We start from the raw sequence: 12565 nt of genomic DNA on the forward strand, positions 1-12565 counted from the left end.
CGAAGTATTATTCCAATCCCCATAAGTCGCTCTTAAAGCGAGAAAAACCTCTTAAATTGGGTATGTCTTCACCTAGATTGGCCTTACTTATCAAAGTAACTCACAAAACCTGCCAGCGCATTGGTCACAGCCACTGACGCCAGTATCAGCCCCATCACTCGGCTTATTACACTGGCACCGGCATTACCTATTACTTTGTGAATACTGCTGGCGACTAACATCAACAGTAAAGTCAACAAAATAACCGCTAACATCATCGCCACAGTTTGTACCTGTTCGAACAAATTAAATCGGGCATTTTCTGTTAGCAGTACACACGCCAGTATGGCACCGGGACTGGCTATGGACGGGACCGCTAGAGGAAAGATTGCAGTTTCATGGTGGTCCCGGACTAATTTTACTTCTTCGTCTGGTTTACTTTCACCAAAAATCATCGACAATGCGAACAGAAACAGCACAATACCACCGGCTATCTGAAATGCAGGTAATGGTATCCCCATCGCAGTAAGCAGAAGCTCTCCGGCAATCGCAAAAAAGACCAGTAAAACAGCAGCAACCAAGCTGGCAATCATGGCTATTTTACGTTTTGCCGCAGCATCGTAGCCACGTGTGACGGCAATGAATACAGGCACAGTCCCGATCGGATCGATAACGGCAAAAAAGAAAATAAACGTCGCAACAAAGTCAATCACAACATGTCCTTATAACACGCAACAGACAAACCTTGTTGTTTACTCTAGCAGCGGCAAATAAAAATGACTAAGTTATTTTTGTCACTTCTGAGAAGACATGTTCAGTTGGGCACATGGTTTGGGAGGTCAAGGATGGAATTTGGCACTACAGACATAGGTATTCAGGGCCGAAGCCCTGGGGCGTATCAGAACTTTTATGAAAGAGAAAGCTACTGGGTGCTTTCTCTTTCCGCATACTCTAGTGCACGTAATTGATATGCTCTGGCATAGACGGCACATGCCTGGTTTCTTCAATTGTTTGCTGCTCAGCCTTTTGCAGTAGCATTTCCACGCCTGTGCTGACATGCTTCTGCTTGTCAACCTGGGCCTGTTGAACTGAGTACGGACTGTTAGCGCCAAACAATGAACCATATGGTGGTTTTCGATACTGACACACCATACCAGTACAGGTCACGTCATCATCGATCGTCAGCCAAGTGATGCCTGAATTGTTTGTTACATCCAGCTCTGTCAGTTCAGTGTACCCTGCTGACAATGAGGTTAACCTGCGATTTTGTGACACATCGAGTGCAGTGATTGCGGTTTCGTTCAGGTCCAGCACTTTAAGTGACGCATACCCTGTGACATCAATACCTGCCAAGGGGTTGCCAGTTAAGGCCAACAGGGAAAGCTGCTCAGCATCCAAAGGCGCCAATTGAGTCAACTCGGCTCCCCTCAGCAACAAGGTACTCAGTTGTGGATGGTGCCCGGACTTTAACTCTGATAAAGGGTTGCCCTGCAAATCTAAATATTGAAGCGATTGCAAGTGACTAATGTCCAGATCAATTATCTGATTATTCCACAAATGCACGTCGCTCAATGCAGGGGCACCTGACAAATCGATTTCTGCTATCTGGTTATCCCTGCCATATATCTGCCAAAGCTTTGGGTGTGCCGTGAGCTTAAGAGAGGCTAATGTGGTTCCTTCTAACGACAGCGTTTCAAGCTCAGTATTATAAGACAGGTCTATCTCTCTTAAATTCCCACCAAAAACCTTTAGACCGGTTAGCTTTGTCATCACGGAAATATCCATCGACTCCATATAAGCGCCAATCATCCCGAGAGAAAGAAGGTTAGGAAACTTGCTAAAATCAATTGGGTCTATGATGTCTCCAGTTAGCCACAAATAAGTTATCGAATTGCTCGCGTTTACACTCAGCTCATTTAGCAAATAGTATGGTGTCCACAGGGATTCGAGATGATGAAGATGGCTAAGGGTCACCTTTTCAAAGTTAGTGCCCCGGATATCCAGCTTCGACAGCCCTCTATTATTCAATAAGTTGAGCTCTGAAAGGCCAGTATCTTTTACATACAATGTATCTAGCTCACTTAACTTAGTTACATCAAGACTGAGAAGTGGGTTTGAACTAACATCCAGCTTTGTTAGTTTAGGGTTTTGCGATAGGTTAATATGGCTCAAATTATTCGTCCAAATATTTAGCTCTTCTAGCAAAATATTCGAGGACAAATCAATCGTATTTAGATTATTTTCTGCCAATGTTAACACCTCTAGCTGGGCGTTGTTAGAAACATCAAGGGAAGACAACCGATTGTCTGCTGCGTGCAAGGATCGAAGCTCAGTGAGTGCACTGACATCGAGCGTTTTGAGCTGATTGTCACTTAGCTGAAGAAAAGTAAGTCTGGGGTTGTTTGACACATTAATATCGGTCAGCTGCGCGTCTCCCACCGTCAACCCTTCCAGCTTGCCGAGCATAGAGACGTCTATGCGTGAAATTGGATTGCTCCACAAATACAAGTCGGTCAGGTTAAGATTGGTGCTCACATCAATCGTGCTGAGGCTGGTGTTATTCACTCTCAACGATTCAAGCTGGGTCAGGTCTGTTACATTCAAGGTTCTGAGCGCCTTACCTGCAACCCACACTTCTCTGAGCGCCTGGTGCTGACTCAAATCAAGCTCAGTTACTGTCTCTGCGGTACTAATAGAAAGATAAGATAAACCTTTCAGATGAGAAAACGCCACTGTCTCTGTAAAAGGATTCTTGCCCAGTGATAAGTCGGTCAGCTCAGTCACAGGTGTGAGATCAATCTCGGTTAATAAGTTGCTGCTGGCGAACAATACACGCAGCTGTGCGTTACCAGACAAGTCCAGGCTGCTTAACTGGTTGTGGGATACCTTAAGTTCCTGAAGATTCGTCAGCGCCGACACATCAAGCTGTTTCAACTGATTATATCTGGCGGACAGTGACGTTAAGGCATGCAGTGCTGAGATATCCAGGGTTTCTATCTCATTACTTTCGACATTCAGTGAAGTCAAAGAAGTAAATAGTTCAATCCCATCGAGAGACTTTATGCCTTTTTCATTACAGACTAATTCACTGACCTCGTCCGGATAGGTATAACCCTGCTCGATAAGGCAGCTTTTAAGTCCGTCATCCAGCGTGTTATTATCAGCTATGGTGGTCTCAGCAACAAAGCGCACATTCAACGTACACGCGGCAGTTAAAGCCTGCGTCACATACTGGCCATCTTGCAAGACCCCTTCGCAACCTGTGACGCTTTCAAGTTGATAGCGCTGAGCTGGCGTTATTGTAAAAGTAGCCTGATGCCCGTGTGCAACCTCGGCTTGTTCGGGGCTAACACTCCCCTCACCCGTTACGTCAACATTCACTTTGTACACGATAGGGTTAAAACTGGCTTCAATAACACAGTCCTGCTTTACAGGTGTCAATGTATAGGTGCCATTGTCGAGCGTTCCTTCACAACCCGCAACCTGCCCAACTTTAAACCCCTCGGCTGGCGTAAGTTCAAATGAACCGGTTTGGTTTGCTAACAACTGCAGCGAACTTGGCTCTATACGGCCTTCGCCAGAAACGCTTGTTGTTATGCTGTATTCTTGTGTGGCGCCAGCTTTACCCGCTGCCCCTGAGTCAGCATTAGATTTTCCATCATTCGAACCACCGGAGCAACCCGCCAGAACCAACGGAATTGCGCACGCAGCAACAGCCTGATAAACATTAAATTGCAAAATCCTACTCCTTATTTGCAAAAGCAACAAATGTTAAGAGCGTGAATTATATTGTGTTCCTATTTTAAGTAAATGTTTAATTATTAATAATCTCCGGCACTCAACAAATAATGAAATATTTCATAAAGGCTATCAAGGTACAGAGTGGGATGATGGTTAACAAGAAGAAGGCATAACGCCTGAGAAAAAAGCTATGGAGAATCCGCATAAACAGCAGAAACTAAAAAGCGGCAGGTATGCGTGGCCTGCCGCTTGATTCAACACACTTTCTTCTTTCGAAGATAAAGGAACATAAGTATGCGAATTCTTTTGTATTGGTTTAAGGACAAAAATAAAAGCAAACCGATACTTAAGTATTAATTTATCAGAGTCTGATCCCGCCGTCAATTTCTACTACACGACCAGTGAAAAAGTCATTCTCGATGATGTATTTCGCTGTGTGGGCTATCTCGCCCGCTTCACCCAGACGACCAACGGGTTTCATCTTCAACAGTCGCTCTTTGGCTTCTGGTTTCATTGCGTCCGTCATCTGTGTGCGGATCACACCAGGTGCGATTGCACCGACACGAATACCATAGCGACCAAGTTCTTTAGCCCAGGACGTTGTCATCGCAACAACACCCGCTTTAGCGGCTGAGTAGTTGGTCTGGCCCATGTTACCTGCCCGTGCCACACTCGACATATTAATGATAACGCCGCCTTCCTGGCCTTCTACCATCTTGGTTGCCGCTTCACGGCCACACAGGAAAACCCCGGTTAAGTTAACATCAAGCACAGACTGGAACTGTTGCAGTGACATCTTGTCAGTCACTTCTCCGTCTTTGGCTTTTAATAACAGGCCATCACGCAAAATGCCTGCGTTGTTAACCAGCACGGAGATCTTACCGAGATCTGCGACTATGTTGTTAAACACTTGCTCAACGTCGCTTTCCAGGCTTACGTTCGCCACATAGGTTTTTACTTCAACATCCAGTGCTCTAAGCTCTGTAGCTGCTTCTTGCAGCTGTTCTTCCTGCATATCAATCAGTGCCAGCTTGGCACCCATTTTTGCCAGTTCCGTTGCCATCGCAAAGCCCAGGCCCTGCGCACCACCGGTGATCACCACCGCTTTATTCTTTATATCCATGATATTTCAACCCTGCTTCTGTTACTGCTTTTGTGAATAGAGTTTAAAAATAGCACTAAAATCTTCACTGCCACTGCCCTGATTCTGCATCAGGTTGTAGAGATTTTTTGCCAGTGCCCCCATCGGCGTAGCCGAGTTTGTTTGCTGTGCCGCCTGCATCGCCAGTCCCAGATCTTTGGCCATCAAATCAACCATAAATCCAGGTTTATACCCATTTGACGAAGGCACATTCTCTAATACGTCCGGACATGGGTTATATAACTCCAGTGTCCAGTTGCGACCCGAGCTGTTGAGCATAATCTCACTCAATACTTTTGGATCAAGGCCGTGGTCAACGCCCATTTGCAGTGCCTCACTGGTGCCTGCCATGAGTATTGATAGCAGCATATTATTACAGATCTTAGCGACCTGGCCTGCTCCCACAGCACCGGCATGGAAAATATTCTTCCCCATGTCGTTAAGTACGGTTTGCGCTTTATTGAAGTCTTCGTCATTACCGCCAACGATAAAGGTCAATGTCCCCGCGGCAGCACCTGCGACACCACCAGAAACAGGTGCATCAACAAACGCAATACCGGCGTCAGTCAGAGCGCTGCCAACAAACTGCGCTGATTCTGCATCTATGGTTGAGCAGTCGATTACCAGCGTCGACTTTTCAAGATAGTTGATTAAGCCATCTTCGCCAGTATAAATCATCCGTACATGCTTGCTGGCAGGTAACATACTCACAACAAAATCGGCGCCAGAGCACACATCAGAGACTTTGGCTGCCGCCACAGCGCCCAAAGATACAAGGTGTGCCACCGCTTCAGTACTGAGATCAAACACAGTGACCTGGTGCCCGGCTTTCACCAAATTGGCGGCCATCGGGCCACCCATATTTCCTAAACCAATAAATCCAATCTTTGCCATATGATTATTCCTTACAGATCAGCCAGGGGATGCGTGCTCTCTTCCCAGCGTGGTGCAAAAAAGCTGTCTATCACTTTGCTGTCTACGTCAGCAATGGTCTTAAACTGCCATTGTGGTTGTCCGTCTTTGTCAATCAACAGCGCCCGTACGCCTTCACGGAACTCGCCTACTTCGCCGCAACGCACCGACATTGCCAGCTCACGTTGAAAACAGTCTTTGAGCGACATCCCTTCAGCACGATTTAGTTGTGCCTGGATCAACACGGCACTGAGCGGAGAACCATGTTTTAACGCTTTTTGCGCTTTGCTCAGCCATTTATTCTCTGCGCTGTCCAGGGCCAGAATGTGCTCTACCTGGACCTCCAGCGTGTCTAGCTCAGCTAATTTAGCAAAAGACTCAGCCAGCGGCTTAATTTCGCTGCGCGGTGGAATGTGCGATGCTTCATCGAGAGAAATAAGTAGCTGAGTCAATTTCTCATGATTGAGTACGTTGGTCTTACCCCAGTTGACTTCACTGAGGTTGTGCAGCAGCATATCCAGCCGCTCACCGTCCATATAATGATCCGCCAGACCAACAAATTTGGCATCAGTGGCATTGATAGAGGCACCGGTCAGGCCCAGAAATAAACCTACGCCATCAGGCATTTTGTTGAGAAAATAGCTGCCGCCCACATCCGGATATAAACCAATGGTGATCTCCGGCATGGCGATACGTGATGATTCAGTCACCACACGATGACTGGCTCCGGCCATCAAGCCCAGGCCACCGCCCATGATAATGCCATTGCCCCACAGCAAAATCGGTTTATCATAATTATGGATGTGATAATCAAGGCGATATTCCTCAGCAAAGAAGACTTCCAGATGATTATTACCATCTTCCGCTGCCATTGCATTGTAGAGGCTAACCACATCACCACCGGCACAGAACGCTTTCTCTCCCGCGCCTTTGAGCAATACCATAGCTACCTGCTCGTCTTCAGCCCACACTTTGAGCTGAGGTTCGAGTAAGCGGATCATTTCCAGGTTAAGTGCATTGAGTGCTTTTGGCGCATTAAGGGTGGCCACTGCCACCTTCATGCCGTTATTACAGTGCGCCAACTCAAATACCACAGGGGCATCTGCCTGGTTCAGTAACTGTAATTCAACCATTAGCCATTCACCCAGTTTGCTTTACGTTTTTCCAGGAAGGCATTCACGCCCTCTTTTTGATCTTGTGTGTCGAACAGAGTCACAAACAGTTCACGCTCAAGCGGCAAAGCACTGTTGATGGTCCCTGAGCGGCCTTTTTGGATCAGTGCCTTACAGGCGGTAACGGCCACTGGGCTTTGATCTTCAACTTTATTAGCCAACTCAAGCGCAGCTTCGAGCGCTTTGCCCTGCTCAACCACTTCTTCAACCAGTCCAATCTCCCGCGCTTTATCCGCTTTGAGGCGTTCACCACACAGAATCATGCGCTTAGCCCAACCTTCGCCGACCAACCAGGACAAGTTTTGCGTCCCGCCAGCACAAGGCAGTAAGCCCACTTTGGCTTCTGGCAGTGCCATTTGAGCCTGCGTCTCTGCAATACGGATGTCACAGGCCAGCGCGACTTCCAGGCCACCTCCCATCGCAAAACCATTAATGGCGGCGATAGACACACCACGGAAGTCACTCAGTGTTTCAAATGCTTCGCCAAATACGCGAGACATGTCGGCCGCAACCCCTTTGTCGCCATCGGCGAACACATTCAGATCGGCACCGGCCGAGAAGAACTTTTCACCTTCACCGGTGATCACCAATGAGTAGATGTTTTTATCGGCATTCAGCTCGTTCACCAGCTCTTTGAGGCCTACCAAAGTGTCGCGAGTCCAGGTGTTAGCCGGTGGGTTCGACATAGTGACTATCGCGATGTGACCTTGTTTTTCGAGTTTCAATTGTGCTGACATAATGATGCTCCTTTACAATACGCTTGCTGCGCCTTCGGCTAAAATTCGGCGTGCAATGATCACCCGCATGATCTCATTGGTGCCTTCCAGGATTTGATGAACGCGTACATCACGCAGGTGGCGCTCAAGTGGGTATTCTTTGATGTAGCCATAACCACCATGAATTTGTAATGCATCATCACAAACTTTAGTACCAACGTCTGTGGCAAAGCGCTTTGCCATGGCACAATAAGTGGTTTTTTCACTGTCGTTGCTGTCTAGTTTAAAGGCTGCCAGGCGGACCATCTGACGCGCTGCAACCAGTTCTGTGTTCATGTCTGCAATCTTAAATTGAAGTGCCTGGAAAGCCGCCAGTGGCTTACCAAATTGCTGACGCTCCTGCATATATTCTTTGGCTGTATTTAAGGCCTGTTGCGCGGTGCCGATTGAACAAGTGGCAATGTTGATACGACCACCGTCCAAACCTTGCATGGCAAATTTAAACCCTTCGCCTTCTTTGCCCATCAGGTTGGCTGCAGGAATACGCACATCTTCAAACGTGACCAGACGGGTCGGCTGAGCGTTCCAGCCCATTTTTTCTTCTGCTTTACCATAGATGACACCTTCGGCATCTGCCGGCACAACAAAGGCTGAAATGCCTTTCGGACCGTCTTCACCCGTGCGGGCCATCACAACCAGTACATCGGTCTCACCGGCGCCCGAGATGAACATTTTTGAGCCGTTCAGGACATACTCATCGCCTTCCAGCACGGCTTTCGTTTTCAAAGACGCCGCATCAGAGCCCGAGCCAGGTTCAGTCAGGCAGTAAGAAGCCAATAGCTCCCCCATCACCAACTGGTCCATGTATTGCTCTTTTACCGTATCGGTTGCGAAGCTGGCGATCATCCAGGTCGCCATGTTGTGTATGGTCAGCATCGCCGTGGTTGCCGTACAGCCCATCGACAATTGCTCAAAAATAATGCTTGAATCTAGACGTGACAGGCCCAGTCCACCCGCTTCTTCCGGTGTGTATAAGCCACAAAAACCCAGCTCACCGGCTTTTTTAATGACGTCTTTAGGGAAAATGTGCTTCTGATCCCATTCAGCTGCATGGGGTGCCAGTTCACTCATGGCGAACTGATGTGCGGTTTCGGCGAATGCCTGTTGATCTTCGTTGAGATTAAAGTCCATAAAAGACCTCACTTGTTGTCATGTCGGGCGAAGTGACGATTCTGCCCGGCGTTATTCTTATGTACCTGAGTCCCAGGTATTACTACGAAAGGCCCGGGCAAAAGCCGGGCCAGAAAGGGTAACTGATTGGTGTTATCGCAGGTTAATGCTCATGTTAGGGCCGGTTACGGCCTCATCAGCAAACCAACGCGATGTGATGGTCTTGGTTTCGGTGTAGAAACGTACACCTTGCTTACCATAGGTATGCTGATCACCATAGAAAGAGTTTTTCCAGCCGGTGAATGAGAAGAACGGCAATGGCACAGGAATTGGAATATTAATGCCCACCTGACCGACTTCAATTTCATGCTGGAACTTACGTGCCGCTGCACCACTCGCAGTGAACAAAGAAGTGCCGTTACCATATGGGCTGTTATTCACCAGCGTAATGGCTTCTTCCAGGGTATCTACACAGACGCAGTTTAGTACCGGACCAAAAATCTCTTGCTTGTAGATATCCATCTCCGGCGTCACGTCTGTAAACAGCGTTGGGCCAACCCAGTTGCCTTTTTCGTAGCCTTCAACGGTAAAGTCTGAGCCATCCAGCAAACACGTTGCGCCTTGTTGTTTACCACTTTCGATCAGTGACAAAATACGTGCCTTGGCCTGAGCCGAGGTTTGCGGGCCGTAAGCCGCTTCAGGGTCGTTCCACACACCCGGACGTACTTTTTCAAGGCCTGCTTTTAAGTCATCGATCCACTCTTTGGATTTACCAACGAAGACCGCTACGGAGATACCCATGCAACGCTGACCCGCTGCACCCACAGATGCACCCACCAGGTTATTGATGGTTTGCTCGCGACTGGCGTCTGGCATGATCACCATATGGTTTTTCGCGCCTACACAGGCCTGAACACGTTTCAGGTTCTCGGTGCCTTTACTGTAGATATAAGACCCTACACCGCATGAGCCAACAAAAGAAATTGCGCGTACTTCAGGCGCTGTCAGGATTTGGTCAACCTGCTCTTTTGCACCGTGTACAACTTGCAGAACCCCTTTTGGTGCGCCTGCTTCTTCGAACAGCTCTACCAGACGCATTGGCGTCAGAGGGTCTTGCTCAGAAGGTTTTAATACGAATGTGTTACCACACACAATCGCCATTGGGAACATCCATAATGGGATCATCGCCGGGAAGTTGAACGGTGTAATACCCGCACATACACCCAACGGTTGAATATAAGAATAAGTGTCGATGTTACGGGCGACGTTCTCAACCGTTTCGCCCATCATCAGCGCCGGTGCATTTGCTGCCTGCTCAACGACTTCAATACCACGCCATACATCACCCTTGGCATCTTCAAAGGTCTTACCAAGTTCATGGCAGATAATGGTCGCAATTTCTTCCTGGTGCTCTTTGAGCAATGCAGCATAACGCATCATAATGCGCGCACGCTCCGTTACTGGCACATTACGCCAGGTCTTGAATGCCTCTTGTGCTGACGTGATAGCAGCCTGTACTTCGTCGTGCGTCGCACATGGCACCTGCGCCAAAACTTCCTGATTCGCCGGATTGACGACATCTAACCACTTGTCAGACTGAGACTGGGTAAATTCACCGTTGATGTATAATGGTACCTGGTGCATGTGCACTCCTCCCCAAATAAAACGAAAAAGCGCCGCTTAATTATTGTCGTTGCGGCGCTATATTTAACTTAAACTTCGACGGCTAATGCCACCGCTTCACCACCACCGATACACAGTGAGGCAATCCCTTTTGATAACCCACGATTGCGTAACGCATGAATGAGTGTTACCAGGATACGTGCACCGCTGGCGCCGATTGGGTGACCCAATGCACAAGCACCACCGTTCACGTTTACTTTACTTTGATCAAGGCCTAACTCGCTGATTGCCAGCATAGTCACCATGGCAAATGCTTCGTTGATTTCCCACAGATCCACGTCATCTTTAGACCAGCCAGTTTGTTCAAGCAGTTTATTCATTGCACCTACTGGTGCGACTGTGAACTCGGCAGGTGCCTGAGAGTGAGTAGTGTGACCTGCAATTTTACACAGCGGTGTTAAACCGTGACGCTTAGCTTCTGATTCACTCATCAGTACGAGTGCTGCCGCACCGTCTGAAATAGAAGAAGAGTTTGCTGCGGTAATAGTGCCGTCTTTTTTGAACGCCGGGCGCAGTGACGGGATCTTGTCCGGACGTGCGTTACCTGGCTGCTCATCAATCGCCACTTCAACATCACCTTTGCGAGTCGAAATCACATGAGCAGCAACTTCATTGTCGAAGCTGCCGTTTTCGATGGCTGCATTGGCTTTGCTCAGAGAGCTCAGCGCAAACTCATCCATATTGTCACGCGTAATGCCGTACTCATCAGCCGTATCTTGTGCGAAGCAACCCATTGCTTTATTGTCGTAGGCATCTTCGAGGCCATCCGCCATCATGTGATCTTTGATTTCACCATGACCCATACGCATACCACCACGCGCTTTAGGGATAAAGTAAGGAGCATTAGTCATGCTCTCCATACCACCTGCGATGGCGTTGTTGATGCTGCCTGCTTTAATTAAGTCGTGCGCGAACATGGCTGCTTTAAGACCTGAACCACATACTTTATTAATTGTGGTTGCGCCTGTTGAGCGGGCCAGACCCGCATGTAACATAGCCTGACGTGCAGGTGCCTGGCCTAATCCAGCCGGCAATACACAGCCCATAATGACTTCATCAATGCTGGCATCTGACAAACCAGTCTCAGCCATGACCGCTTTAATTGCGGTTGCACCTAAATCAGTAGCGCTGGCACCTGAAAGGCTGCCCATAAATCCACCCATAGGGGTACGTTTTGCGGCGACAATGACAACAGCTTCGTTACTCATTAAAAAAACTCCTGTTTACAAGCAAGTTGCTTGCTTTTAGTAATCTCTTACGTCGAGCATACCTAATATTTACGTTTACGCCAACGTAAATCTAAAATCAAGCAAATTGCGATCTCTGAAAGTGTAAAGTTAAGTTGCACATCGAGGTTGCCACTGGTGTGGGATCGATGTGTCGTCCTCCTCGCCAGTCAGTCCTGAACCAAGCGACTATACTGCATTGTGACGTACCATCTGGAGTGCCTCAGCGGGTCTTCTGCAAGCTAAACGAATACCTAAAGTAGACCAGTATGAGCAGCTTCGATATTCGACTATCGGATGAAACAAACACCATACTTTACCTTTACGTAAACTTCACTTATATTGGATAAATCAGTTTTGATGTAAGTGCGTAAACGATGCAAGACAACCAAGAACCAACATATTCAATCAGCGAACTCGCCAAGGAGTTTGATATTACCACCCGAAGTATTCGGTTTTATGAAGATCAGGGATTACTTTCACCTGATCGTCACGGCCAGACCCGCATCTATTCAAAGCGTGACAAAGTCCGCCTCAAACTGATCCTGCGGGGCAAACGTTTAGGCTTTACTCTGGCAGAAACCGGTCGCTTATTTGAGCTCTACGACGCTGACAAATCAAGCGCCAAACAGCTTCATACTATGCTGCAACTGATCGAAGAAAAAAAGGCCGATCTGAGTCAGCAGATGGACGACATTAAAGTTGTCCTGATGGAGCTGGTGACAGCGGAACGCCGCTGCCTGGATACTTTAAAGAATTTAGACGAATAGTGATTGAGCAATGTAGCACTTAATGCGAGTCGCGGCGAGTGCTTAATCAAGAATA

10 protein-coding genes are annotated in these 12565 nt (G+C 47.9%); 1 reads left to right on the forward strand and 9 read right to left on the reverse strand.

Going from position 1 to position 12565, the window contains the following annotated elements; translation table 11 throughout:
• Nucleotides 1–83: 83 nt before the first annotated feature.
• The 9 genes from PRUB_RS13950 to PRUB_RS13990 all read right to left on the reverse strand — a co-directional run bounded on the left by PRUB_RS13950 (nucleotide 84) and on the right by PRUB_RS13990 (nucleotide 11722).
• The gene (locus tag PRUB_RS13950) at nucleotides 84–692 is read right to left on the reverse strand and encodes a MarC family protein (RefSeq protein WP_010381499.1); all 609 of its coding nucleotides are present in this window, start codon (nucleotides 690–692) and stop codon (nucleotides 84–86) included.
• A gap of 238 nt (nucleotides 693–930) precedes the next feature.
• Nucleotides 931–3717, reverse strand: coding sequence for a leucine-rich repeat domain-containing protein (locus PRUB_RS13955; protein ID WP_010381500.1), 2787 nt, complete (start codon nucleotides 3715–3717; stop codon nucleotides 931–933).
• A 364-nt stretch (nucleotides 3718–4081) separates the two neighbouring features.
• Nucleotides 4082–4843: an SDR family oxidoreductase gene (locus PRUB_RS13960; RefSeq protein ID WP_010381501.1), complete on the reverse strand. Its 762-nt coding sequence runs from the start codon at nucleotides 4841–4843 to the stop codon at nucleotides 4082–4084.
• Nucleotides 4844–4864: 21 nt separating this feature from the next.
• Nucleotides 4865–5755, reverse strand: coding sequence for a 3-hydroxyisobutyrate dehydrogenase (gene mmsB / locus PRUB_RS13965; RefSeq protein ID WP_010381502.1), 891 nt, complete (start codon nucleotides 5753–5755; stop codon nucleotides 4865–4867).
• A gap of 11 nt (nucleotides 5756–5766) precedes the next feature.
• Nucleotides 5767–6906, reverse strand: a complete 1140-nt coding sequence (locus PRUB_RS13970; protein WP_010381503.1) for an enoyl-CoA hydratase/isomerase family protein — start codon at nucleotides 6904–6906, stop codon at nucleotides 5767–5769.
• On the reverse strand, nucleotides 6906–7682 hold the full coding sequence (locus tag PRUB_RS13975) for an enoyl-CoA hydratase (protein ID WP_010381504.1): 777 nt from the start codon (nucleotides 7680–7682) through the stop codon (nucleotides 6906–6908). The genes PRUB_RS13970 and PRUB_RS13975 overlap by 1 nt, the downstream gene beginning before the upstream one ends.
• Nucleotides 7683–7694: 12 nt before the next feature.
• A complete protein-coding gene (locus PRUB_RS13980) occupies nucleotides 7695–8852 on the reverse strand; it encodes an acyl-CoA dehydrogenase family protein (RefSeq protein ID WP_010381505.1) in 1158 nt (385 codons plus the stop codon).
• 132 nt (nucleotides 8853–8984) lie between these two features.
• On the reverse strand, nucleotides 8985–10475 hold the full coding sequence (locus tag PRUB_RS13985; protein ID WP_010381506.1) for a CoA-acylating methylmalonate-semialdehyde dehydrogenase: 1491 nt from the start codon (nucleotides 10473–10475) through the stop codon (nucleotides 8985–8987).
• A 68-nt stretch (nucleotides 10476–10543) separates the two neighbouring features.
• On the reverse strand, nucleotides 10544–11722 hold the full coding sequence (locus PRUB_RS13990) for an acetyl-CoA C-acyltransferase (RefSeq protein WP_010381507.1): 1179 nt from the start codon (nucleotides 11720–11722) through the stop codon (nucleotides 10544–10546).
• Nucleotides 11723–12117: 395 nt separating this feature from the next.
• On the opposite strand from PRUB_RS13990, the gene PRUB_RS13995 reads away from it, so the two are divergent.
• Complete coding sequence (locus PRUB_RS13995; RefSeq protein ID WP_010381509.1) at nucleotides 12118–12510, forward strand: MerR family transcriptional regulator; 393 nt, start codon at nucleotides 12118–12120, stop codon at nucleotides 12508–12510.
• The last annotated feature ends 55 nt before the right edge of the window (nucleotides 12511–12565 follow it).

Origin of the sequence: Pseudoalteromonas rubra (assembly GCF_000238295.3) — a bacterium.
GTDB lineage: Bacteria > Pseudomonadota > Gammaproteobacteria > Enterobacterales > Alteromonadaceae > Pseudoalteromonas > Pseudoalteromonas rubra.

What these genes read in the sequence shown, in the direction of transcription:
- PRUB_RS13960 (WP_010381501.1), bottom strand. Translation starts at nt 4,843, where the DNA reads ATGGATATAAAGAATAAAGCGGTGGTGATCACCGGTGGTGCGCAGGGC.
- mmsB (WP_010381502.1), bottom strand. Translation starts at nt 5,755, where the DNA reads ATGGCAAAGATTGGATTTATTGGTTTAGGAAATATGGGTGGCCCGATG.
- PRUB_RS13970 (WP_010381503.1), bottom strand. Translation starts at nt 6,906, where the DNA reads ATGGTTGAATTACAGTTACTGAACCAGGCAGATGCCCCTGTGGTATTT.
- PRUB_RS13975 (WP_010381504.1), bottom strand. Translation starts at nt 7,682, where the DNA reads ATGTCAGCACAATTGAAACTCGAAAAACAAGGTCACATCGCGATAGTC.
- PRUB_RS13980 (WP_010381505.1), bottom strand. Translation starts at nt 8,852, where the DNA reads ATGGACTTTAATCTCAACGAAGATCAACAGGCATTCGCCGAAACCGCA.
- PRUB_RS13985 (WP_010381506.1), bottom strand. Translation starts at nt 10,475, where the DNA reads ATGCACCAGGTACCATTATACATCAACGGTGAATTTACCCAGTCTCAG.
- PRUB_RS13990 (WP_010381507.1), bottom strand. Translation starts at nt 11,722, where the DNA reads ATGAGTAACGAAGCTGTTGTCATTGTCGCCGCAAAACGTACCCCTATG.
- PRUB_RS13995 (WP_010381509.1), top strand. Translation starts at nt 12,118, where the DNA reads ATGCAAGACAACCAAGAACCAACATATTCAATCAGCGAACTCGCCAAG.